Origin of the sequence: Curtobacterium salicis, from assembly GCF_011759505.1 — a bacterium.
Taxonomy (GTDB): domain Bacteria; phylum Actinomycetota; class Actinomycetes; order Actinomycetales; family Microbacteriaceae; genus Curtobacterium; species Curtobacterium salicis.
In genome coordinates, this window is record NZ_JAAOYO010000005.1 from 218,083 (window position 1) to 242,020 (window position 23,938).

General features: G+C 69.8%; 23 protein-coding genes. 17 read left to right on the forward strand and 6 right to left on the reverse strand.

Annotation, left to right across the window (positions count from 1 at the left end):
• Positions 1-113 precede the first annotated feature (113 nt).
• From E9228_RS15980 to E9228_RS15995, 4 genes are all read left to right on the forward strand, one after another.
• Entirely contained in the window at positions 114-860 is a 747-nt protein-coding gene (locus E9228_RS15980; protein ID WP_166781524.1) for a WHG domain-containing protein, read from the forward strand.
• Positions 861-922: 62 nt separating this feature from the next.
• Positions 923-2,827, forward strand: coding sequence for an ABC transporter ATP-binding protein (locus tag E9228_RS15985; RefSeq protein ID WP_166781525.1), 1,905 nt, complete (start codon positions 923-925; stop codon positions 2,825-2,827).
• A gap of 2 nt (positions 2,828-2,829) precedes the next feature.
• Positions 2,830-4,365, forward strand: coding sequence for a family 20 glycosylhydrolase (locus E9228_RS17680; protein WP_166781526.1), 1,536 nt, complete (start codon positions 2,830-2,832; stop codon positions 4,363-4,365).
• Positions 4,366-4,528: 163 nt separating this feature from the next.
• Positions 4,529-5,665, forward strand: a complete 1,137-nt coding sequence (locus E9228_RS15995; RefSeq protein WP_166781527.1) for an SDR family oxidoreductase — start codon at positions 4,529-4,531, stop codon at positions 5,663-5,665.
• Here the strand turns inward: E9228_RS15995 and E9228_RS16000 are convergent.
• Positions 5,641-6,582 carry a LysR family transcriptional regulator gene (locus E9228_RS16000; RefSeq protein ID WP_166781528.1) on the reverse strand — a complete coding sequence of 314 codons (942 nt, stop codon included), beginning with the start codon at positions 6,580-6,582 and terminating at the stop codon, positions 5,641-5,643. The genes E9228_RS15995 and E9228_RS16000 overlap by 25 nt on opposite strands.
• 72 nt (positions 6,583-6,654) lie before the next feature.
• On the opposite strand from E9228_RS16000, the gene E9228_RS16005 reads away from it, so the two are divergent.
• From E9228_RS16005 to E9228_RS16020, 4 genes are all read left to right on the forward strand, one after another.
• Positions 6,655-7,653, forward strand: a complete 999-nt coding sequence (locus E9228_RS16005; protein ID WP_166781529.1) for a putative oxygenase MesX — start codon at positions 6,655-6,657, stop codon at positions 7,651-7,653.
• A gap of 20 nt (positions 7,654-7,673) precedes the next feature.
• Positions 7,674-8,723 carry a methionine synthase gene (locus E9228_RS16010; protein ID WP_166781530.1) on the forward strand — a complete coding sequence of 350 codons (1,050 nt, stop codon included), beginning with the start codon at positions 7,674-7,676 and terminating at the stop codon, positions 8,721-8,723.
• A 284-nt stretch (positions 8,724-9,007) separates the two neighbouring features.
• Entirely contained in the window at positions 9,008-9,535 is a 528-nt protein-coding gene (locus tag E9228_RS16015; protein WP_166781531.1) for a hypothetical protein, read from the forward strand.
• A complete protein-coding gene (locus E9228_RS16020; RefSeq protein ID WP_166781532.1) occupies positions 9,523-9,807 on the forward strand; it encodes a hypothetical protein in 285 nt (94 codons plus the stop codon). The genes E9228_RS16015 and E9228_RS16020 overlap by 13 nt, the downstream gene beginning before the upstream one ends.
• A gap of 120 nt (positions 9,808-9,927) precedes the next feature.
• Here the strand turns inward: E9228_RS16020 and E9228_RS17235 are convergent, their stop codons facing one another.
• Genes E9228_RS17235 through E9228_RS16035 form a run of 3 tightly spaced genes read right to left on the reverse strand, consistent with a single transcriptional unit; the run spans position 9,928 to position 11,554 of the window.
• Positions 9,928-10,242: an SdpI family protein gene (locus E9228_RS17235; protein ID WP_166781533.1), complete on the reverse strand. Its 315-nt coding sequence runs from the start codon at positions 10,240-10,242 to the stop codon at positions 9,928-9,930.
• A gap of 59 nt (positions 10,243-10,301) precedes the next feature.
• On the reverse strand, positions 10,302-10,721 hold the full coding sequence (locus tag E9228_RS16030) for a DUF1648 domain-containing protein (RefSeq protein WP_166781534.1): 420 nt from the start codon (positions 10,719-10,721) through the stop codon (positions 10,302-10,304).
• A complete protein-coding gene (locus E9228_RS16035; protein WP_166781535.1) occupies positions 10,709-11,554 on the reverse strand; it encodes a serine hydrolase domain-containing protein in 846 nt (281 codons plus the stop codon). The genes E9228_RS16030 and E9228_RS16035 overlap by 13 nt, the downstream gene beginning before the upstream one ends.
• Positions 11,555-11,776: 222 nt before the next feature.
• On the opposite strand from E9228_RS16035, the gene E9228_RS16040 reads away from it, so the two are divergent.
• Positions 11,777-12,298 (forward strand): hypothetical protein, encoded by a 522-nt coding sequence (locus E9228_RS16040; protein WP_166781536.1) that lies wholly within the window; start codon positions 11,777-11,779, stop codon positions 12,296-12,298.
• 144 nt (positions 12,299-12,442) lie between these two features.
• A complete protein-coding gene (locus E9228_RS16045; RefSeq protein ID WP_166781537.1) occupies positions 12,443-13,663 on the forward strand; it encodes an MFS transporter in 1,221 nt (406 codons plus the stop codon).
• A gap of 32 nt (positions 13,664-13,695) precedes the next feature.
• Here E9228_RS16045 and E9228_RS16050 read toward each other — a convergent pair whose 3' ends face one another.
• Complete coding sequence (locus tag E9228_RS16050; RefSeq protein ID WP_166781538.1) at positions 13,696-14,439, reverse strand: SDR family oxidoreductase; 744 nt, start codon at positions 14,437-14,439, stop codon at positions 13,696-13,698.
• An 83-nt stretch (positions 14,440-14,522) separates the two neighbouring features.
• On the opposite strand from E9228_RS16050, the gene E9228_RS16055 reads away from it, so the two are divergent.
• Positions 14,523-14,972 carry a MarR family winged helix-turn-helix transcriptional regulator gene (locus E9228_RS16055; RefSeq protein ID WP_166781539.1) on the forward strand — a complete coding sequence of 150 codons (450 nt, stop codon included), beginning with the start codon at positions 14,523-14,525 and terminating at the stop codon, positions 14,970-14,972.
• Between the two features lie 96 nt (positions 14,973-15,068).
• Here E9228_RS16055 and E9228_RS17465 read toward each other — a convergent pair whose 3' ends face one another.
• Entirely contained in the window at positions 15,069-15,203 is a 135-nt protein-coding gene (locus tag E9228_RS17465; RefSeq protein ID WP_289846022.1) for a hypothetical protein, read from the reverse strand.
• A gap of 955 nt (positions 15,204-16,158) precedes the next feature.
• Between E9228_RS17465 and E9228_RS16060 the strand changes: the two genes are divergently transcribed.
• The 6 genes from E9228_RS16060 (at position 16,159) to E9228_RS16085 (ending at position 23,932) form a co-directional block, all read left to right on the forward strand.
• On the forward strand, positions 16,159-16,698 hold the full coding sequence (locus tag E9228_RS16060; protein WP_166781540.1) for a GNAT family N-acetyltransferase: 540 nt from the start codon (positions 16,159-16,161) through the stop codon (positions 16,696-16,698).
• A 308-nt stretch (positions 16,699-17,006) separates the two neighbouring features.
• Positions 17,007-18,068 carry a LacI family DNA-binding transcriptional regulator gene (locus E9228_RS16065; RefSeq protein WP_166781541.1) on the forward strand — a complete coding sequence of 354 codons (1,062 nt, stop codon included), beginning with the start codon at positions 17,007-17,009 and terminating at the stop codon, positions 18,066-18,068.
• Between the two features lie 36 nt (positions 18,069-18,104).
• Positions 18,105-19,769, forward strand: coding sequence for an FAD-dependent oxidoreductase (locus E9228_RS16070; protein ID WP_166781542.1), 1,665 nt, complete (start codon positions 18,105-18,107; stop codon positions 19,767-19,769).
• A 55-nt stretch (positions 19,770-19,824) separates the two neighbouring features.
• Positions 19,825-21,969, forward strand: a complete 2,145-nt coding sequence (locus tag E9228_RS16075; RefSeq protein ID WP_166781543.1) for a hydantoinase/oxoprolinase family protein — start codon at positions 19,825-19,827, stop codon at positions 21,967-21,969.
• Entirely contained in the window at positions 21,966-22,610 is a 645-nt protein-coding gene (locus tag E9228_RS16080; protein ID WP_208386372.1) for a hypothetical protein, read from the forward strand. Before E9228_RS16075 ends, E9228_RS16080 begins: the two co-directional genes overlap by 4 nt.
• A gap of 2 nt (positions 22,611-22,612) precedes the next feature.
• Positions 22,613-23,932, forward strand: a complete 1,320-nt coding sequence (locus E9228_RS16085; protein WP_166781544.1) for a transporter — start codon at positions 22,613-22,615, stop codon at positions 23,930-23,932.
• Positions 23,933-23,938: the final 6 nt, after the last annotated feature.

Here is a 23,938-nt window from a genome sequence, read left to right on the forward strand (position 1 = left end):
CGGTGCTGCTCGTGGTGCGGGGCGGGCACGTCTCGGAGGTTCCCGATGCGTTGCGACTGTCCGTCGCTTTGTGAACACCCTTCACGCTAGTGAATGGCTGTTACAGTGTCAAGGTGACCACAGGAGTAGCGGGGCCCAGCACGCCGAAGCCGACGCGGCGCGAAGAACGTCGACGGCAGACCGTGCAGGAGATCAAGGACCTCGCCATGGCCCAGATCGCGGCGGACGGCCCGGACGCCGTCTCGCTGAGCGGCATCGTGCGCGAGATGTCGATGTCCCCCGCTGCGGTGTACCGGTACTTCGCGAACCGGGACGCACTGCTGGCCGACCTGGTCGTGGACGCGTACGACGAGCTGGCCGACACCCTCGTCGCGCTCGAATGGGGACCGGGCACCGCGGAGGAGCACCTCGACGTGGTCCTCCGCGCCACCCGCTCCTGGGCGCTCGACCACCCCAACGCCTACCGCCTGGTGTTCCAGACGAGCATCGGGTCGGGGCAGGAACTCGCACCGGAGCGGACGATCCCGGCGGCCTCGCGGAGCATGGCCGTGATCGTCGAGGCACTCGGCGCAGTGGCGGCCGGCAGCGGGGCATCGGCGCAGGCCGGCTCCTCCGAGGTGACCGACACCGTCCGGGCGTCGGTCGGTGCGTGGGCGGACCGCTCCGGGCTGGCCGACGTCGGTGTCGACGTGCTCGCCCTCGCGCTCCTGACGTGGACGCGGCTGCACGGGATCATCAGCCTGGAGATCGGCGGACACCTCGGGTCGATGGGCATCGGCGCGGACGTGCTGTACGAGTCGGAGATCGCGACGATCCGAGCGCAGGCCCGTAGTCTGACTCCCGGTCACCGCCGCCGCTGAGGCCCCGAGTCGGGGCACCCCGCCATCTCAGTCGGGCCCGGTCACCCGCGGAAGGAACCCCCATGAGCATGGAAGGCGTGGCCTGGAGCTCGCTCTACAAGATCTCCACCGCCCGGGACGGCAAGCACGGCATCTCCCGTGAATCGGTCCGGCGCATCATGACGTTCGCGGTGCCCTACCGGTCCAAGCTCGTGGTCTTCATCGTCCTCTCCGTCGTGGGCGCGTTCCTCGCGGTCGCGACCCCGGTGCTCGCCGGGCAGGTCGTCGACGTCATCGCCGCCCGGGGCGCGGTCTCCACGATCGTCTGGCTCGCCGTCGTCATCGCCCTGGTCGCCGTCGCCGACGCCGCCGCGTCGCTGGTGACCCGCTGGTACTCGGCGCGGATCGGTGAGGGCGTGATCCTGGACCTCCGCACCGCTGTCTTCAACCACGTGCAGAAGATGCCGATCGCCTTCTTCACCCGCACGCGGACGGGCGCGCTCGTCAGCCGTCTCAACAACGACGTCATCGGCGCGCAGCAGGCCTTCAGCGGCACGCTGTCCGGCGTCGTCACGAACGTCGTGGCGCTGGTCCTCACCCTGGCCGTCATGCTCAGCACCTCCTGGCTCGTGACGGTCCTCGCGGTCGTCATGCTCCCGGTCTTCCTCATCCCCGCGCGCCGGATGGGCAGTCGCCTCGCCGCGCTCCGCCGTGAGGCCGCCGACCACAACTCCGCGATGAGCACGCAGATGACCGAGCGGTTCTCGGCGCCCGGCGCCACCCTCGTCAAGCTCTTCGGCCGTCCCGACGAGGAGGCCGAGGAGTTCCGCGTCCGCGCCGCCCGCGTCCGCGACATCGGGGTCCGGAGCGCACTGCTGCAGTTCGTCTTCGTCACCGCGCTCACCCTGGTCTCCGCACTCGCACTCGCACTCGTCTACGGGGTCGGCGGTTCCCTCGCACTCGGTGGCCAGCTGAACACCGGCGACGTGGTGACGCTGGCCCTGCTGCTCACCCGCCTCTACGCACCGTTGACCAGCCTCGCGAACGCCCGGGTGGAGATCATGAGCGCCGTCGTCAGCTTCGAGCGCGTGTTCGAGGTGCTGGACCTGAAGCCGCTCATCCAGGAGAAGCCCGACGCCGTCACCGTCCCCGACGGCCCGGTCGCCGTCGAGTTCGACGACGTCCGCTTCGCCTACCCGTCCGCGGACAAGGTGTCCCTCGCCTCGCTCGAAGAGGTCGCCACGCTCGACACCCGGGGCGGGGAAGAGGTCCTGCACGGTGTCTCCTTCCGGATCGAGCCAGGGCAGACCGTCGCCCTCGTCGGCACCTCCGGTGCCGGCAAGTCCACGATCGCGCAGCTCCTCTCGCGCCTGTACGACGTCGACAGCGGTGCCGTCCGCCTGGCCGGCACCGACGTCCGCGACGTGACCTTCGCCTCCATGCGGCACACCCTGGGCATGGTGACGCAGGACGGTCACCTGTTCCACGAGACGATCCTGTCGAACCTGCGCCTGGCGCGGCCCGAGGCGACCGAGGACGAGGTCTGGGACGCCGTCCGCCGTGCGCGGCTGGAACCGCTCCTCCGGTCCCTGCCGGACCAGCTGGACACCATGGTCGGTGAGCGTGGCTACCGCCTGTCGGGCGGTGAGCGTCAGCGGATGACCATCGCGCGCCTCCTGCTCGCGCAGCCGCGCGTCGTCATCCTCGACGAGGCGACGGCCGCGCTGGACTCGACGTCGGAGGCCGCCGTGCAGGCGGCGCTGAGCGAAGCGCTGGAGGGACGGACGGCGATGGTCATCGCGCACCGGCTCTCCACCATCCGCAGCGCGGACATGATCCTCGTGGTCGAGGACGGCTCGATCGTGGAACGCGGGACGCACGACGAACTCATCGCCGCGGGCGGCCGGTACGAGGAACTGCACCGGACCCAGTTCGCGGTGCAGAAGGACGTCGCGGCGGACGAGGCAGCAGTCCTCCCCGCTGGTTGACGGTGCAGCGGACCCTGCCCACGACGCCCGGAGCGCGCGGGCGACGACACTCCGGGCGACGACAGGGCGGACGGATCATCGCCGCGGTCCTGGCGATCGCGACGTCGGCGGCAGCGCTGATCGGCCTCGATGCGGTCCCCGGATCAGCGGAACCCGCTCCGCCGACCCGCTCCGCGAGCGCCGTCGCCCGGAGCCCGAGGGCCTCGGTGACGGTCTCGACGGTCACCCCGACCGGCACCACCACCTCGACCGGCCCGGCCGTGCGCACCACCCTGGCGGTGCGGAACGCGACCTCGGTGCGGACACCAGCCGTCCACGCCTGGCTCTCGCTGGCCGCGGGCAGCCGGCGGTACACGCTCGGCCAGGTCACCGTGCCGTCACTCGCCGCGGGAGCGAGCACGAGGGTCAGCGCGATCCACCGGACACCACGCCGTGCGCCGGTCGGGAGGTTCTCGGTCCTCGGCTGCATCGGCGTGTACTCCGCGCAGGACTGCCGCATGTCCGCCGCGACCATCACGACCCAGCGGATGACCCGCGACCGTCCCGAGACGGGTGTGATGCTCGACGTCGCCCGCGCCTCCTACCCGGTGGCGCTGATCGAGGAGTACATCGACCTCCTCGCCGACCACGGCGGCCGCTTCCTGCACCTGCACCTCACCGATGACCAGAACGTCGGGATCGAGAGCGACGTCCTCGGACAGACCGTCGCGAACGCGGATCTCCACGACGGCGTGTACACGAGCCGGGTGACCGGTCGTCCGTTCCTGAGCGTCGCCCAGGCCCACACGATCTCCGCGGACGCGGCCGAGCGCGGGATCACGATCGTGCCCGAGATCGACACCCCCGGTCACATGGCGGCCGCGTTCGCCCTGCTCGAGGCGAAGCACGGCACAGCCTGGGTCGATCGCATCCGCTCGGGGCCGAACGAGCTCGACACGTCAGCACCGGAGAGTCTCGCGCTCGCCTCCGAGCTGACCGCGGAGGTGACCCGGACCTTCCCGTCCAGCCGCACGGTCCACATCGGCGGCGACGAATGGGGAGGCGACGTCACCGCCGACGAACGCGTCGGATGGCTGAACGCGATGGCTGCCGCCGTCGACGACCGTGCGGTGTGGGCATGGAACGACGGCATCGACCGGGCTGCGGTCACGCGGTTGGACCCACGCATCCACGTCACGTACTGGAGCTTCGACGGCGACACCGAGGACCCGGCCGAGCGTGTCGAACGCCGGCAGCGACGGGCGAGCGCGCGCGACCTGTACGCGGCGGGGATCGACCTGCTCAACTACAACTCGTACTACCTCTACGAGGTGCCGAGCGACCTCGACCCGGCGGACAGCACGTACACCGTGGCCGATCTCCGGAGGCACTGGTCACTCCGGACGTGGGACGGCGACTCGGGGGCGCTCCTGCCTGCTCCGATGTCCGGCGCGGCCGTGGCGATCTGGGGCGAGGACCTCGACGACCCACCCTCCGACCGCCTCCTGCACTGGAGCGCCCCGCACGTGGTCGCGATGATCGAGACCGCGGCCCGCTGACGGTGGCCCGCTGAGGCGCGGCCCGTTGACGCGCGAACGCGTGATCTTCGGGCCCGCGATCTCCGAACCCGCGATCTCCGAACCCGTCAGGGGTCCGCGGGGCAGGATCGGAACCGGCCACCAGGTGCCACCCCGTGTTCGCCGACCCGACAGGACCGACACCGTGAACGACGCATCCCCCGCAGTCGAGACGTCCGCCGACGACAGCGACGCGGTCCTCGTCGTCGGAGCCGGTGGTGTCGTCGGCCGGAGCGTCGTCGAGCACTTCGCCCGCCGAGGGGTCCGGACCCGCGGCGCCAGTCGTCGCACTCCGCAGGGACCGGTGTCCGGGTGGGACCACCTGCCGGTCGACCTGTCCGACGCCGACGCCGCCGTCGACGGGTTGCGCCCGGCCGCCGACACGACCCGCCTCGCGTTCGCCGCGTACGTGGAGCACGCGGACCTCGCCGAGCAGATCGCCCCGAACGTCGCCCTCCTCGAGAACACGCTCGACGCCCTCGACCGGCTCGGTGCTCCGCTCCGGCACGTCACCCTGTACCAGGGCATGAAGTACTACGGCGCACACCTCGGCCGGTTCCGGACGCCCGCGAAGGAGGACGACCCGCGCCTCATGGTGCCGAACTTCTACTACGACCAGGAGGACCTGCTCCGCGAGCGCGCAGCATCGCGGGGCTTCGCACTCACCGTGCTCCGCCCGGAGGCCGTCATCGGGTACGCGCAGGGCACGCCGATGAACCTGCTCATGGCGATCGGGACGTACGTGAGCATGACGAAGGAGCTCGGGCTGCCGCTGCGGTTCCCCGGCGCCCGCACCACGTACGACGGCGTCTTCTACCAGATGACGGACGCCGAGCTCCTGGCCCGTGCCACCGACTGGGCGGGGACGGCCCCCGCCGCGGCCGGAGCGGCGTTCAACGTCACGAACGGCGACGTCGTCCGCTGGAGCCACCTGTTCGAGCGCCTCGCCGACCACTACGACCTCGACCTCGCCGAACCCCAGTCGATGGAGCTCGCGCAGGTCATGCCCTCCCGGGAGGACCTGTGGCAGCGGATGGTCGACCGGCACGGGCTGGTCGACACCCCGTACGCCGACCTCGTCGACTGGCGCTTCGCCGACATGATCCTCAACTCGACGTGGGACAACGTCTCGTCGCTGATCAAGATCCGGCAGGCGGGGTTCTCGGAGTGCCACGACTCGGCCGACCGGCTCGTGGAGCTCCTCGACGACCTCGGGCGACGGCGGATCCTGCCCGTCCCGGCGGAGGAGCGGCCCGCCTACCCGAGCGGCTCGACGCCGTAGCCGATGACCACTGCCCGCAGCTCGTCCAGGTACGCCTGCGCCTGCACGGTCAAGGGGACCGAGGCGTGGGCGATCCACCCGATCTCGATGCGTTCGTCGACGTCGAGCGGGATGGCGACGATCTCGGGGTCGAGGTCGTCGCTGATGAGGCCGGTCGAGATCGTGTACCCACCGAGGCCGATCATGAGGTTGAAGATCGTCGCCCGGTCCGAGACGCGGATCTCCCGCTTGCTCGACATCGTCGACAGGATCTCCTCCGCCAGGTAGAAGGAGTTGTTCGCGCCCTGGTCGAACGTCAGCCGAGGAAGGTCCGCCAGGTCGGCGAGGGTCGCGCGCTCCCGTGAGGCGAGCGGGTTCCGCCGGGCCACGAAGATGTGCGGCTGGGCGATGAACAGCGGGGTGAACACGACGCCGGCGTCGCGCAGCAGCTTGCCGAGGACCTGCCGGTTGAAGTCGTTGCGGTACAGGATGCCGACTTCGCTGCGCAGCGTGCGGACGTCCTCGATGATGTCCCACGTGCGTGTCTCGCGGAGGGAGAACTCGTACTCGTCCGCGGCTGCTGCTTCGACCATCCGGACGAAGGCCTCCACGGCGAACGAGTAGTGCTGCGCGGACACCCCGAGCAGCCGACGTGACGGCTGCCCGCCGACGTACCGCTGCTCGAGGAGGGACACCTGCTCGACGACCTGCCGGGCGTAGCCGAGGAACTCGACACCGTCGAGGGTGAGCACGACCCCGCGGGCCGAACGGACGAACAGCGCGCGCCCGATCCGCGTCTCGAGGTCCTTCATCGCCGCGGACAGGGTCGGCTGCGAGACGTAGAGCAGATCGGCTGCTGCGCTGATCGAGCCCTCGGTCGCGACCTCGATGAAGTACCGCAGCTGCTGCAGTGTGATGTCGTTCGGAACGCGGGCCATAGGCGCAGGCTATACCGCCGCATAGCGTCTCGGTATTACCTGATGACCCGCGCCTCCCGTCATGCTCGGGGGATGGCGAATGACCTGACCTTCAGCATCACGCGGACGCGGTTCGACGAGGACTACTCCCCCGCGGACAGCTCCCGGCTGACGACGAACTTCGCCAACCTCGCGCGCGGCGAGCACCGCCAGCAGAACCTCCGCAGCGCGCTCGCCATGATCGACCGACGGTGCAACGAGCTCGCGTCGGGCAATCCGTCCGGCTCAGCCGGATCGGACGGGGATCGGTACCGCGTCGAGCTCGACATCGTCTCGGTCACCGCGCACTTCGTCGACCAGGGTTCTGCCGGGGAGTTCCCCCTGCTCGAGATGCTCGACGTCGCGATCGTCGACCAGCACACCGGCGAGCGCCACCAGGGGATCCTCGGCAACAACTTCTCCTCGTACCTCCGCGACTACGACTTCGCCGTCCTGCTGCCGTCGCTCGACAAGGAAGCCGGCCTCCCGTCCGACTTCGGCGAGCTCCACGGGCAGCTCTTCCAGCGCTTCCTGGAGTCGGACGCCTTCCGGTCGCAGTTCGACGCCGAGCCGGTGGTCTGCATCAGCGTCTCCACGAGCCAGACCTACCGACAGACGGAGTACGTCCACCCCGTCCTCGGCGCCGAGTACGAGCACGAGCACTCCTCGCTCACCGACGACTACTTCGGTCGGATGGGCATGCAGGTCCGCTACTTCCTACCCGCAGGCGGGAAGGCGCCGCTCGCGTTCTACTCCCGCGGCGACGTGGCGAACGACTACTCGGACCTGCAGCTCATCGGCACGATCAGCACCATGGAGACGTTCCAGAAGATCTACCGCCCGGAGATCTACAACGCGAACACGGCCGCGCCGAGCACCTACCGCCCGAGCCTCGCGCACACGGACTACTCGGTGCCGCCCGTCTCCTACGACCGGGAGGAACGGAGCCGCCTCGCGATCACCCAGGGCCGCTACACCGAGGAGCACCTCGTCAAGCCGCACCGAGCACTCCTCGAGCAGTGGGCCATCAGCCCCGCCGCTCTCACCCACTGACTGACAGGATCTCCACGAGCATGAGCACCCTTCTGCCCACCTCGATCGTCGGCAGCCTGCCGAAACCCTCCTGGCTCGCCGAGCCCGAGCGGCTCTGGTCCCCCTGGCAGTTGCAGGGCGAGGCACTGACCGAGGGCAAGCAGGACGCACTCCGGTCCGCCGTCCACGAGCAGGAGCGCCGCGGCATCGACATCGTCAGCGACGGCGAGCAGACCCGCCAGCACTTCGTCACGACGTTCATCGAGCACCTGGACGGCGTCGACCTCGAGCGCAAGGAGACCGTCCGGATCCGTGACCGGTACGACGCCGCCGTCCCCACCGTCGTCGGTGCCGTGAGCCGCCGGGCGCCCGTCTTCGTGGACGACGCTCGCTTCCTGCGCACCCAGACCGACCGCCCGATCAAGTGGGCGCTCCCCGGCCCGATGACGATGATCGACACCCTCTCCGACCAGCACTACAAGAGCCGCGAGAAGCTGGCGTGGGAGTTCGCCACGATCCTCAACCAGGAGGCACGCGAGCTCCAGGACGCCGGCGTCGACATCATCCAGTTCGACGAGCCCGCCTTCACCGTCTTCCACGACGAGGTGCAGGACTGGGGCGTCGCCGCACTCGAGCGTGCAGCCGAGGGTCTCCGTGCCGAGACGGCCGTGCACATCTGTTACGGCTACGGCATCGAGGCGAACAACAAGTGGAAGGAGACGCTCGGGGCGGAGTGGCGCCAGTACGAGCAGTCGTTCCCGCTCCTCCAGCAGTCGTCCATCGACATCGTCTCCCTGGAGTGCATCCACTCCCACGTCCCGCTCGAGCTCGTCGAACTCATCCGCGGGAAGAAGGTCATGCTCGGCGCCATCGACGTCGCGACCGAGACCGTGGAGACCCCGGAGGAGGTCGCAGAGGTCCTTCGTCGGGCGCTCGAGTTCGTCGATGCCGACAAACTCATCCCGAGCTCCAACTGCGGGATGGCTCCCCTCGCCCGGGGTGCCGCCCTGGACAAGCTCGGCGCGCTGTCTGCGGGGGCGGACATCGTGCGGGCTGAGCTCGTCGGTACGGCGGTCCCGTCGGGGCGCTAGGCGCTGTCAGCAGCAGGGCGGCTCTCCTCCGGAACGAGGAGAGCCGCCCTTCGTGTTGCGTCCGCCGCGTACGCGGCTCTCGATCCGGTCTGGAGGCGCGGCTGCAGTCCGTCCGGCAGGCAGCGTCGGTGCTGAAGCGGGGGCGGAAATTCAGCGGTAGCCGGAGGCGGGAGGGGCGTGCGAGACGCGACACGCCCGGATGTTGTGTCACGTTGCATATTTCACATGATGGGCGGAAGGATCGTGTCGTCCAGCAACGCGGCTGGTGTTCAAAGGAGATCACGATGAAGTCGTTCACTTCGATCACGCCCACCAAGACGGCGACCGTCGCCGCCATCACCACAGCGCTCTGCGCATCGATGTTGACCGTCACGCCGGCGCAGGCCGCGTCCAATGCGCCTGTCGCTGACATTCGTACAGCTGCCCAGAGCCTCGGCCTCCAGTCCGCCGACCTCGAACAGGGGCTCGAGCTGATCAGCGAGATCCCGGATTCTGTTCTCCTGGCTGGCGATGCGGCCGTCCAGAGCTGGATGGCCGGGAACCACCCGGACCTCATCCGAGGCACGCGCGCGGACATCGTCGGCTGCGCTGGCGCCATCGCGTGGCTGATCGCCTCTACTGCGATCCCGGCAGCGAAGGTCCTGAAGATCAAGAGGCTCATCAACGGGCTCGGAGGCGTTGCAAAGGCTGTCCAGCTGTTCTGGGGAGCGTCCTTCAAGTGGGAGAAGATCCAGGCCCTCGGTGGTGCAGCAGCGGCTCTCGGGGCCGAGCTGCTCGGGATCGCTGCCGTGCAGCAGAAGTGCTTCTCATGAACCGGCGTACATCGGCGCTGATGACACTCGGCGGCCTCGCAGCAGCGATCCTCGCGTTCGCGCTCTTCGGGCCTGTTTACGCAGGAATCGTCGCACTCGCGACTCTCTGCTTCGCCGCTTTCGGTACGAGCGTCATCGGGAACACCACCATTTTGGTGACGAAGCCGGTCGACCCTGAAGTCGTTCGGCGGTACCGGGAAGAGCACCCCGGCGCCACGATCAGCGAGGCTGCGTCGGTCGTCGCACGAAAGAAGCTCGCTCCTCCCCGATGACATTCCTCTTCTCCGTGGTGCCGCCAGCCTGGAGGTACAGAAGAGCACATTCGAATTCCTGCGCACTCGCGCGGCCGCTGAGGCTGGCGCAACAGTGCGGTCGCGCGAGGCCTCGGGTGTCTACCGGACCGCTCGACCCGCAGCGACCGCGCTCCACAACCCGCCGGCAAGCAGCACAGCAGCGCACAGGATCACCGCGGACGCGTCGTTCGTGCGCCCCGTCGCCGCTGCGGTGATCCCGAGAACGATCACACCACCGGCAGCAACGCAGGTCGGGAGCACCGCAGCGTGATGACCTCGGCGCCAGGCTGCTGCGTCCCGCATCGTCGCTCTCGTGCGAACACCGACGAATGCGTTCCGGCCGATCTTGCCATGCGCTGGCAACACGACGAAGACCACGGTCAGCACCGCAGCGACCATCTCGACGAAGACCACCTGCTACCCCTTTCGCGAAGCGACCGAGCGCACGCCTGCTGCCCGACCGCACGACAGATTCAGTGTCGCTCCAATGTCTCATCAGGGGAAAGAAGCCAATACGGGATGCATGCCCAGACGGGTGCTGCCGCGAGGAACCACCAGGCTGCCGAACCCACCGACGACGATGCCAGGCCGGCGATGATCAACCAGCTGATCCCGATCGCCGCGACGAATCCTGTGGTGACCGCGCACGCGATGCGACCCTTGCGCCGGTCTCGAGCAACAGCGGAGCCGATCGCCGCCGCCAGGAACAGAGCCTGCAACGCGGCGACCAGAACCGCTGTCCCCAGCGGTGTTCCGAACCCGGTCGGGCTGCCGTCCGGGCCGAACGTCGTGGCGATCCGATCGGGCAACCGATTCCACCAGACGGCGGTGACCGCAGCCTCGATGACGAGCGGCCAGGCAGCGACGATGATCGCGATCGTCAGCCGCCGCATGACTGCCGCACCTCCTGCTCGACGAGCTCCGTGGCGATCCTGTCAGCTGCATGCGGAGCATTCGCAAGCGTGTGGACCGCGGCGATGACACCTGCCGCATCGACGATGACCGCTCCTGCCGCTCGGACCTCTCCGTTGATCCACGTCGAGACCCCTTTGTGCTGCCAACTCACCCTGCGGGACGACCCAGCATGAGGCTCGAGCGCCCAGTCGGCGTAGCGACAGAGGTCGTCGAAGGTGGACCAGATGCCGCCAGCCGCCGCGAACGAGGACTCACCAAGGGCCCACGGCGTGATCGCGCGACCGAAGAGCTTCGGCACAACACGCTCTGTCTGGCCCGGCACGATAGTGGCAGTGCCGATCCCAGCCGGCTCGAGCACATGCTGGCGAACGGCGGCGAACCAGTCGCCGTGCACGGCGTCGAGGACCGAGCCGAGGAGCGCGTACCCGAGATTCGAGTAGGCGAACTGGCCGCGAGGTGTGGCGGGTACCGCGGATGCCGGATCCAGGGGAACGCCGACGGTCTTCCGGTACGGGTCGCCGAACAGGCCTGTGCGCATCGTGACCGGCATCCGCGGCAACCCGGAGGTGTGGTGGATGAGGTCGGCAACGGTCATCTCGGCGTCTGGTACCTGCGGGAGGTAGTGCGCGACCGGCAAGTCGACATCGAGAGTGAGCCAGGCCGTCGTACCGACGAGTCCTTTCGTGATGCTCCCCCACTCGAGCAGCGAAGCGGTGGCGTACGGCCCGCGAGGCTCCCGAACGGTGCGCCAGCCCTCGTCCACACGGACGCTCGCGCGCCAGTCCCCGGATCTCTCAAGCGGATTCCGCAAGGTGTCCTTCTCTCTTCAGATGAGGCGTGATCGCGACTGCGGAGACATGCGTAGTCCTCGTGCTTGCCAGGTTGTGCGTCGCGGTGACATGTAGCACTCTAGATGATCGCACCGCGCCCGTGGTGCTGACGAGGGGAAGAACATGAAGAAGACGATTCCGGTCAACCGAGGATGACGACGTCGCGAACCTGCCGCTCGGCCAGCAGAGGGACCGCCTCGGCGTTGATCCTCGGAACCGCTGGAGCAAGCTTCCTCTCGATCGACAACCTGCTCGGTTTCATCGGAACCCACGCAATCCACGCGGCCGCCGTTCCGATGGTCGCGGTGATCACGGCGTTGGCGGGCTCGGCGGCCGCTCTCGGCGGTGTGCTGGGTCGCGACCTGACACGTGCGCTCGTCGCCGTCGTCGGCTTCGTGGCCACACGTTCCCCCGCCACCAGTCTCCATCTGCCGTACCCCGTTGCGATCGTGCTGCAGGCCCTCGTCCCACTGGCATTCGCTGCGGCAGGAGCATCTGTCCTGCTCCGTCGTCGAGGCCTCGTGATCGTGCGAGTCCTCGCAGCGCTTCTCATGGGACTCGCCCTGGCCTGGACGGCGACCGCATTCGTCCCGGTTGCGCTCGCAGCGTTCCTCATCGTGCAGGCGGTCACGCTGCTCGTCGTGGTCATCCTGAGCCTGCGACCGGTCCTCCGACTGATTTTTGATGTCGCGCGCGATCTTTGGTCGAGCGCCGACGTCCGGTGAGCGGTTGCTTCCGAGGACAGCCTCATCGTGAGGTCGGCCGCCTGCGATGACACACCCCTGGGCGCTGAGCAGATGCTCTCGGCGCTGAAGTCGAGCCGGGGTAGCACCACTGAGACAAAGCACCCTCACCCCTAGACTCGGCAGATGCTCGAGAGCCGTCGCCTTCCTCTGTGGGCGGGTCGCACGGCCGCGCTGCTGGGCATCGTGCTCGTGGCGTTCACCCTTCGCCAAGCGGTCGCTGCGGTCTCACCGATCATCGGTGACATCCGGGCCGACTTCCCGGTCTCGAACCTCGACGTCGGCCTGCTCGGCACCCTGCCGCCGCTGCTGTTCGCGGCGTCGGGGTTCACGGCCCCACGCGTCGCTCGGCGTCTCGGGCTCGACGGTGGGATCGTCCTCGCGCTGGTCCTCATCTCCGTCGGCCACCTCGTCCGCGCGGTCGCACCGGGCGTCGCGATGCTGCTCGTCGGCAGCATCGTGGCCTTCGCCGGGACCGGAGTCGGCAACGTGTTGCTGCCGTCCGTCGTCCGTCGCTACTTCCCCGACCGGGTGGCCCTGCTGACCGCGGTCTACGCGTGCATCGTGGGGGTCAGCACCGCGGTGCCGGCTGCCCTGGCTGCACCGATCGCGCAGTACGCCGGGTGGAGGATCTCGCTCGCCGTCTGGGCAGTCACCTCGGCGGCAGCACTCGTCCCCTGGCTCATCGTCCTCGCAGAGCAGCGCCGGCTGCGCCGCGAGGACGCCGAGCTCGTCAGCCCCGCACCGACCGAGGCCGTCACCCGCCTGTGGCGATCGCGCGCCGCCCTGTCGATCACCGCGCTCTTCTCCTCGAGCGCGATCTGCACCTACGCCGCCTTCGCCTGGCTGCCGGAGATCCTGCAGGACGTCGCCGGATCGACACCGACCGAGGCGGGCGTGCTCCTCGCCGTCACCGGCGTGATCAGTGTCCCCGGCGCGCTGATCGCTCCCCTGCTCGTGCCCCGACTCCGCAACGTCGGCTGGCTGATCGCCGCCGGTGTCCTGAGCTTCGCACTCGGCTACCTCGGCCTGCTGCTCGCGCCGGCGCCACTCACCCTGCTCTGGGTGCTCCTGATCGGCTGCGGCTCGATCCTGTTCCCCGTCTGCCTCGTGCTCATCAACGTCCGCACCCGGACACACGGCGGAACCGTCGCCTTGAGCGGCTTCGCCCAGGGCACCGCGTACGGACTCGGAGCGCTCGGCCCGCTGCTGGTCGGGCTGCTCCACGACGCCAGTGGTGGCTGGACGCTGCCGCTGCTCTTCCTCCTCGCCGTCACGCTCGCGGCAGCGATCCCCGCGGTCACACTCGGCCGCCCGACGTTCGTCGAGGACGAGCTCGGCCGGTAGCGGATGCGACCGTCGCGGCCCGGTCGGCGTGCTCAGCGCGCGGGCACGAGTACTTCGAGCGTCGCACGAGCCTCGTCGGCCGACCCGAGGGGCACGGTGCGGCTGCTGACCTCGGTCGCCAGGGACAGCGCGATGGCGACCGCGCCGACCTCGGCCGCGGAGACCCACTCGGGATCGCCGTCGACGAACCGTGTGCGGACAGGCCCGAGCACGAGCGCGTGGATGCGCTTGTCCGGCGACTCCGCAGCGAGGACACGCTGCATCATGAGCACCGCGGCCTGCTCCATGCTCACCAGTCCGCTGTTCGGCACCGGGAACTCGGCTGACTGACCGACGATCACCGTGTACGCGCCGAGGCCGCTGAGCCGAGGCACGATCGCCCGCGCCACCGCCATGTGCACCGTGGCGAGTCCGGTGAAGGCAGTGGCCCAGTCGCCCTCGCCGATGTCGGTCAGCGGCCCGCCCTGCCACCAGCCACCGACTGGGACCACGACGTCGTCGATGCCGCCCATCCGCTCGGTCATCTCGCGACCGAGTGCCTCGGCCCCGGCGAAGGACGTGTAGTCATGCGTGGGCAGGTGCAGCAGCGGGGACGTCCCGACGTCGCCGAGCGCAGCGCGCAACTCGGCTCCGCGCGCCTCGGACCGGGTGGGCACGACGACGTCGGCGCCCGCGTCGAGGTAGGCGCGGACGACGCCTTCCCCGACGCCCCCGGTGCCACCGGGCACGAGGACGCGGCGGCCTGAGAGGTCGTGGGTGGAGGGTACTTCGTTCATGGCAGAACTCCTTGGTGGGACCAATGTTGGTGTGGCCAACGGTAGCATTGATCGTTGGTGGAGCCAACTGCTATCGTGCTGCCATGCATGAAGCGCCGACCCCGCCCGAAGCACTCCGGACCCTGGTGAGCTGGCAGGCCGGCCGCGTCGCGACGATCGGCGCGCGTCTGACGGGCGCGAGGATGCCGCTCGAAGCACGGTCAGACTTTGCAGTCCTGTCCCTCCTCGAGGAGAACGGCCCCCTCAGCCAGGCCGACATCGGACGGATCCTCGGTCTCGACCGGAACAACGTCAACGGCATCGTCGTCCGCCTCGAGACCGACGGGTTCGCGAGCCGTCAGCCGGACCCGGAGGACCGGCGACGCAACGTCGTCACCATCACGACAGCGGGCCGCGCCAGGTCGTCAGAGCTCCTGGACCACGCGCAGGCGGTTCAGGCGGAGCTCTTGACCGCGCTCTCCCCCGACGAGCGGGAGGCCCTCATCAGCCTGCTCGGCAAGGTGCTCGCCAGCCACCCGGCGCAGTCCGCCTGAGCCAGGTCTCCACCTGGTCAGCCTGGAGGCTCGGTGCCATCTGGTACCGAGCCTCCAGTCCGGAACAGGGTCGCGGACACGCGGCGGCGGCGCACCTCACATGTCGGCGATGAGCCGGAGCGTGTAGCCGTCGGGGACGGTCTGGTGTTCGACGTAGTGCATGAAGACCGGCGCTGCCTGGTCGGCCGTGAAGAGCTCTGACGGGTGCCGCGGCTCGTGAGCAGCCTGCACGTCGCATCATCTCCGTGAGTGGTTCCGCGAGGTCGTGGTCACGGTCGACGGTGCAGAAGCGGTACTCGCCGTCGTCCTCACGTCGGCGGAGCTCGACCCTCATCTTCTCCGCGGTGCCGCCTGCTTGGAGGTAGGAGTTGCCGTAGTCGTCGATGACCGACTGCGGGCCGGCGCGCCAGGCTTGGTCGTCGATCGGCGCGGAGAAGACGAGCCCCGCGGAGTGGTCGTCGTTGTCGAGCAGGACGAGGTAGCGCCAGACCTGGTCGGGGAGCGGGCGGAACGTGTCGTCCAGGACGCTGCTGACGGACCGGTTGGTCTTCATGATGATCAAAGCGGGCTCCTCCACGTACTCGTTGGCGACAGAGGTGATCTCGATGTGCTCCTCATCCAGCTTGGAAGAACCTCGCGGCGGGCGATCGGCCGCAACGTCGAGGATCGCCGCGGTACGTCGCCATCACGCTTGCCGTCCCTGCTGATGGCATCAGTATCCCGCCGCGGCTGCGTTCGTCACGCGATCGGCCACCGAGACGACAACTTCACGCGCGGTTGCTCTCGATGCGGCCGATCGGATCCGGCATCCTTGCCACGTGGAGTTCTCGTGGTGGACGTGGTCTGGGATCGTGAGCGTCGCGCTGGTGGGCTGTGGACTCATCGGTCGTGCTGTCGTGATCGCAGTTCGCCGTGACGGGCTCGGACGTGCCAGAGCAGAGCGTGGCGCTAGTGCTCCTTGGTTCTGGTCTGGGATCGGGGTCGTCGCTGCCGCAGGAGTCCTCCTGATGCTCTGGGCTTTCGCATTGGACAACTGACCGTCGCACAGCAGGCTCTTGTGTCATGAGGCAAAATCGGCTCAGTGACGGATCCGCTACTGGACGAGGTTGGCGGCGACGGTCGGCCCGGGCTCGGCACCGTGCGATTGGACGCAGGCAGCTCTCGGATCGACTCCTAGGCTTGTCGCGTGACCACCCACGTTGAGGCGCGCCGCTATCGTCCTGAAGACGCGAGTGAGCTGACGGCTCTGCTGAACACGGCCTACCGGCAACTGCAGGACCAGGGCCTGAACTTCACCGCGGCGACCCAGGACGTCGAGACGACGCGACAGCGCGTCGCTGCGGGCGTCTGTTGGGTCGTGGAGCACGACGGGTGCGTGGCAGCGAGCATGACGATGTCCGTGCCCGCGCCCGAAGAGATCCGGTCGTTGTCGGAGCACGCTCGGGAACCAGGCACGGGCTGGCTGTGCCAGGTGGCCGTCGGGCCGGAACTGCGTGGTCGCTCCGTCGCCAAGGCTCTGTTCGACGTCGTGTGCGAATGGGCGATCGCACACGGCATCACGAGGATCGGACTCGACACGGCAGCCCCAGCCGAACACCTCGTCACCATGTACACACGGTGGGGGTTCGCGCACGTCGACGACGTCCACTTCCCCGGGAAGAACTACGACAGCGTCGTGATGACCCGCGGGGTGCTCAACCAGCGGGACGACGAGCCCTCTCGATAGGCGATCCTCGAGCGGTCGAGCTAGAGGACCAGGTGCTGCGCGATTGAGCTGTCCGCTCTGTTGAGTCCGATGTCCGCCAGGGCACCGTGGACGAGTGGCATCTGCGGCGGTTGGCGCCCGGTGACGAACTCGAGGAGTATCCGCCCGTCGAGGTCGTTCAGCTCCCGCGTATTGCTGCCGCGAGGGTACCTCTGCAGGCTCACTACCCCGCCTTGAACAGATTTCGTTTGCTCATACGTATGAGCATCTTTTCTTCTCTACTGTCGTACGTATCACCTCGAAGGCGAGCCGATGGGAGCACGGGACACATGAGCACGACCACGCGCGTCACCCAACGGATGATCGCCGACATGGCTGGCGTGAGCCAATCGACCGTTTCGCTCGTGCTCAACGGCAAGGCGGACGAGGCCAGGCGTATCCCATCCGCCACCCGTGACCGTGTCCTCGAGGTCATCCGCGAGACCACCTACGTGGCGAACCCGGTCGCCCGCAGCCTCGTCGGCGCGGCCACCGGACTGATCGGGGTCTTCACGTACGAGCCGGCGTTCCCGAGCCGGTCGTCGGACTTCTACACGCCCCTGCTCACCGGAATCGAGAGCGCCGCCGAGAGCGTCGGTGCCGACTTGCTGCTCTTCACGAGCACCCCCGTCGTCGCCGGTCGCCGCCGGCTCTTCCACGAGTCGAACCGGCTCCGTCTCGCGGACGGCTGCATCCTGCTCGGTCGGGAGATGGACCCCGTCGAACTCGAACGGCTCCTGGACTCCGCCTACCCGTTCGTCGCGATCGGCCGACGGGACGCCGCTGACGGTCGGGTGCCCTACGTCGGGGTCGACTACGCCAGCGCGACGCACAGCCTCGCCCTCCGCGCACTCGGACTCGGGCACCGGCGCGTCGGCTTCCTCCGGCTGTCGCAGGACGCGGAGTCCAGCCGCGACCGCCGCGCCGGCATCGTCGCCGCTGCCTCCGAGGTGGGCGCGAGCGTCACCGAGGCGGAGGTGACCACCGACCGGAGTGTGACGGACGCGTGGGCGGCGATCCGTGCCTCCCGACCGACCGTCGTGTTCGTCGAGGACCCAACTGACGCGCACGAGCTGCACGCGCAACTCGCAGCAGATGGCATCTCCGTCCCTGACGACTTGTCGGTGGTCGTCCTCGGCGAGCACAACAGGGCCGCCGACGGCCCCGCCGACTTCACGAGACTGCGCGCACCCCGCACCGAGCTCGGTGCACACGCGGTCCGGGCGCTCACGGGCGTCTTGGAGGCCCGGCGAACGCCTGCCCAGGAGCGCAGCTCCGCCACGCCACCGGTCCAAGAGCTCCTCGATTGCAGCCTCGTACCGGGCGGCACGCTCGCCGCGCCCGCAGCCTGACCCCTCCCGACCCCGGCCACACCACCCAGGAGCACCATGTCCAGCACCACTCACGAGCGCCCGTCCACGACCGATGGGACCGTCCGCGCCGACGTCGTGATCATCGGCGGCGGCCTCGGCGGCGTCGCGGCTGCGATTGCCGTCTGCCGGTCCGGGCGCACCGCCGTCCTCACCGAGGAGACCGACTGGCTCGGCGGCCAGCTCACCAGCCAGGCGGTACCGCCGGACGAGCACCCGTGGGTCGAGCAGTTCGGCGTCACCGCGAGCTACCGTGCGCTGCGGGACGGGATCCGTGACCACTACCGCCGCGTCTACCCGCTCCGGCAGGAAGCCGCCGCGCTGCCCGACCTCAACCCGGGTGCCGGGCGGGTCAGCAAGCTGTGCCACGAGCCGCGCGTCGCGGTCGCGGTCATCGACGAGCTCCTGCAGCCGTACCGGAGCGCGGGTCGCCTGACAGTGCTGCTCGAGCAGCGTCCGGTCGCGGCCGGATCCGACGGTGACCGCTGCACCGACGTGACCGTGGAAGGTCCGGACGGCCGACACACCCGCCTCGTGGGCGCGTTCGTCCTCGACGCGACCGAGACCGGCGAGGTCCTGCCGCTGGCCGGGGTCGAGCACGTGGTCGGCGCGGAGGCCCGGAGTGAGCACGACGAACCCCACGCACCCGAGACGGCCCAGCCTGGAAACCAGCAGGGCATCACGTTCTGCTTCGCCGTGTCCCACCACGAGGGCGAGGACCACACGATCGACCGGCCGTCGATGTACGACTTCTGGCGGTCGTACCAGCCGGACTTCTGGCCGGCGCCCTTGCTCGGCTTCCTGGCGCCCGACCCGCGCACCCTCGAAGCGCACCCGCGGACGTTCGAGCCGAACCCGGACACCGACCCGCTCGCGGTGAGCGCCGACCAGAGCGCCGACGCCGGCGACAAGGAGCTGTGGGGCTTCCGTCGGATCCTCGCCCGCAAGCTGTTCACCGAGGGCGCGTTCGACTCGGACATCTGCCTCGTGAACTGGCCGCTCAACGACTACTGGCTCAAGCCGGTCATCGGCACAGGCGAGGACCGCGCCGCCGACTCCGCCACCGCTGAACAGGCCGTGCACGAAGCACGGCAGCTCTCGCTCTCCGTCCTGTACTGGCTGCAGGCGGAGGCCCCGCGTGCCGACGGCGGCACAGGCTTCCCGGGACTGAAGCTGCGCGGTGACGTCACCGGCGGCGAGGACGGCCTCGCGAAGGCGCCGTACATCCGCGAGTCACGCCGCATCAAGGCCGTGACGACGATCCGCGAACAGGACGTCGCGGCCGAGATCGTCGGCGTCACCGGGCGCACGCGGTACCGGGACTCGGTCGGTGTCGGCAGCTACCGACTCGACCTGCACCCGTCGACCGGTGGCGACAACTACGTCGACGTGCCGAGTGTGCCCTTCGAGATCCCGCTCGGCGCCCTCGTGCCGCGACGGGTCCGGAACGTGCTGCCGGCGGGCAAGGACCTCGGCACGACGCACATCACGAACGGCTGCTACCGGCTCCACCCCGTCGAGTGGAACGTCGGCGAGGTCGCCGGCGCCCTGGCGGTGCACTGCATCGAGCACGGCCTCGACCCGCAGGACGTCCAGGCAGACGACGACCGGTTCACCGTGTTCGCCGCAGAGCTCGACCGCGCCGGTGTCGAACGGCACTGGCCCGAGGTCCAGGGCTACTGACCCGCACACCGCACTCCCCACCCGAAGCACTCCCCCGCAGGAAGGTCACGACGACGTGGAACCCAACGCACTGCGCATCGGCATCGACGTCGGTGGCACGTTCACCGATGCCGTCGCCATCGACGCCGCAACGCTCCGGCTCATCGGCCAGGCGAAGACCCCGACGAGCCACGACCACCCCGACGGTGTCGCGCACGGCATCGTCACCGCGCTCCACGAACTCCTCGCGACGATCGGCCGGTCGCCGGACGACGTCGTGTTCCTGGCGCACGGAACGACCCAGGCGACGAACGCGCTGCTCGAGGGTGACGTCGCCCCGGTCGGCTTGATCGGCATCGGACGCGGAGCCGCCGGCTTCTTCGCGAAGCGGCTCCGGCGGCTCGGTCGGATCGAGATCGCGGACGGCAAGCGCCTCCCCGTGTCGTACGAGCACCTGCGCCGAGCCGACGACGACGCTGCGCTCGGCGCCGCCCTCGACCGCTTCCACGCCGCCGGCATCGAATCGGTCGTCGTCACCGAACCGTTCTCCGTCGACGACGCGATCGGCGAGGAGCGCGTCGCGGCCACCGCGCGCGAGCGCGGCTTCCTCGTCACCGCGACCCACGAGATCACGTCGCTGTACGGGTTGAGCAAGCGGACCCGCACAGCCGTGCTGAACGCGGTGATCCTGCCACGGATGTTCGCCACGGCCGACCTCGTCCAGACGAGCATCGACGCCGCCGGCATCACCGCGCCGCTCATGGTGATGCGGTGCGACGGCGGGGTGATGTCCCTCGACGAGATGCGTCGTCGTCCGCTGCTCACCGTCCTCTCCGGCCCCGCGGCAGGCGTCGCCGGTGCCCTCATGCAGGAGAAGCTGAGTGACGGTCTCTTCCTGGAGACCGGCGGCACCTCCACCGACATCTCGGTGATCCGCCGCGGCAAGGTCGCGGTCCGCTACACCGAGTTCGGCGGCAGCTCCACGTACCTTTCCGCGCTCGACGTGCGCACCGTCGGCGTCGGCGGTGGGTCCATGGTGCGGATCCGGACGGGAGGCACGGCCCAGGTCACGCACGTCGGCCCGCGCAGCGCCCACATCGCCGGGCTCCCCTACGCCTGCTTCGCCCCGGCCGAGCAGCTGCTGGGTGCCCGGCTCCTGACGGTCGCCCCGATCGACGGCGATCCCGCTGATCACGTCGTGTTGGAGACGGAGGGCGGCGACCGGTTCGCCGTCACGATGACCTGCGCGGCGAACGCGCTCGGTCTCGTCCCCGAGGGCGACTACGCGCACGCCCCGTCCGACGCGGCCCGTGCCGCACTGGCACCGCTCGCGGCGGCGCTCGGCACGGACGTCGAGGGGGCCGCCAGGACCGTGCTCGACGCCGGGGTCGCGCCCGTGCTCGACGTCGTCGCGTCGATGGCGGACGACTACGACATCGCGAAGGACGACGTGCTCCTCGTCGGCGGGGGCGGCGGGGCGGCCTCGGTCACCCCGCATGCGGGCACCCGGCATGGAGTCGAATGGCGGATCGCCGAGCACAGCGAGGTGATCAGCCCGATCGGCGTCGCCTTGGCGCTCATCCGTGAACAGGTCGAGCGGGTGATCCCGGGCGCGACCGACGACCAGATCCTCGCCGTCCGTCGGGAAGCCGAGCAGGCCGTCATCGCGCAGGGCGCTGCGCCCGCGGAGGTGTCGGTCGACGTCACGGTCGACCCGCAGTCGAACACGGTGCGTGCGGTCGCGACCGGCGCGACGGAACTGCGCACGCAGGACCGGACCCAGCGCCGCACGGACGGTGAGCTGCGCGCGATCGCTGCGGAGGGCTTCCAGGTCGACGCGGCCGCCGTCCGCGTCCTCGCCGCGACCGACAACCACGTCGTCTTCGGCGCGCCGGAACGGCGCCGGTTCCTCCGGAAGGCGACGCACCCGGTCCGGGTGCTCGACCGCGACGGGGTCGTGCGGTTCGCGTCGCTGGACGCCCGGGTGCAGCAGAGCACCGTGGGTGCCGGCGCCGGCACGCTCCCGGAACTCATCGCCGAGCACACCGCCTACGGCGACGGCGGATCGCGCGCCCCGGCGTTGCAGCTGCTCATCGGCCCACGGATCGCCGACCTGTCCGGCGTCCTCGACGAGTCGCAGCTCATCTCACTGGCCCGCACCGAGGTCGAGGGGCAGGACCGGGCGGAGCCGCTCGTCGCCGTCCTCGAGGTCCGGTCGTGAGCATAACCGCGGGCGTGCTGCCGGCCGCTGACCGTCGCCGCATCGCCGCGCTGGCGGACCGCTCCGACGACGCCCTCGGCGTCCGTCTCCTCCGGGGCACGCCGACGAACGAGGCCCGGTCGGAGGAGCACCTCACCGACCTCAGCCGACGGGCCACGTCGTTCGGAGCCGCGCTGGCGGACCGGGCCTCCGGGGCTCCGGCCGCCATCACCGTCGTCGAGCGCGACGGTGGGCTCGCACAGGGCGGCCTCCTCGCCCGGTACGGCTCCCGCGAGCACCGCGTCGAGCTCTTCACCGACACGGTGGACTTCTGCGAGCACCTGGTCGACGAGCTCGGCTGGCGCAGCTGGTTCCCGGCGGGCAGCGTCCAGGCGGCAGCCGTCGAGCACGAGCGGGCGCACCACCTCGTGACGGTGGACCGCTCGCGGGACCTCCGCGCTGCGCTCGGACTCGAGGTGCTCCGGATCGGCCGGTTCCGCCGGTTCGGCACCGTCGCCGGGGCCGACGAGGTCGCGGCGCACGCGTTCGCGGCCCGCAGCGTGCGGCTCGGCCGCTCACCGCTCCTCCTCACAGCGGCCGCGCAGGCCGCCCTCGCGACGCGCACCGGCGCTCGTCGCGCACCGACCACCAGGGAGAACTGACCATGGGCATCGCCATCATCATCGTCATGGCCATCGGCGTCGCGCTGATCCTGACCGGCAAGGTCCCCACCGCCTTCGCGCTCGTGCTCCTCGCCGTCGCGATCGCCCTCGTGTCCGGCGCACCGTTCGTCGGCGCCGAGAACAGCGTCCTCAGCACCGTGCTGCAGGACGGCGCGATCCGACTCGCGTCCACGATGATCGCGATCCTCCTCGGCTCGTGGCTCGGGTCGCTCATGCGGGACACCGCGATCGCCAGCACCCTGGTCCGGAAGACCGTCGAGTTCGGCGGAGACCGGCCGGTCGTCGTCGCGCTCGGGGTCCTCCTGATCTCCGCCCTGTGCGGCGCCGTGACCGGTTCGGCACCGGCTGCGCTGCTGGCCGGCGTGATCGGCATCCCCGCGATGATCGCCGTGGGCGTGCCGAAGGTCACCGCCGCCGGGACGATCCTGATGGGCATCGGTGCCGGGGTGCCGTTCGAGCTGCCGGTCTGGCAGTTCTTCTCGACCGCGCTCGACCTCCCGGTCGCCGACGTCCGGTCCTTCATGGTGCTGCTGTTCCCGTTCGCCGCCGTCGCGGCGGTCGCGTACGTCCTGGTCGAGACGCGTCGCCGCGGGACCGTCCACCAGTGGTCGCTCGCGTCGATGTCCGATGCGGACGCCGACGCGGGCTCCAGCGCTCCGGCGGCCGACACGCGCAGTCGTCGGCAGCGCCTCGGCGACGCGCCGTGGTTCGCCCTGCTGACGCCGCTGGTGCCGATCGTGCTCGCCCTCGTCCTGCAGGTGCCGATCATCCCGTCGTTGCTCGCCGGTGTGCTGTTCGCCGTGACCACCACGACCCCGCCGCGGCTCATCGCGACGCGCATGCTCCGCTCGCTGTACGACGCATTCCACGTGGCCGCACCGCCGATCGCCCTCTTCATCGCGATCGGCATGCTGCTCGCCGCGGTCGGCCTACCCGGTGCCGTCGCCGCCCTGCGGCCGATCGTCGAGGCCGTGGCGCCGACGAACGTCGTGCTCTACGTGGTCGTGTTCTCGGTCCTCGTCCCACTCTGCCTCTACCGCGGTCCGCTCAACATCTTCGGTCTCGGTGCCGGGATCGCCGGTGCGATGACCGCGATCGGCTTCTACTCGCCGATGGCCGTCCTGGGGCTCATGACGTCGTACAACCAGGTGTTCGGCGTCGCCGACCCGACGAGCACCCAGACCGTGTGGGCTGCGCAGTACTCGGGCGTCACCCCGCAGCAGGTGATGGTCCGCGTCCTCCCGTACGTCTGGGTGGTCGCCATCGCCGGCATCGTCCTGTCCGCAGTCCGTTACCTCTGAGAGGCT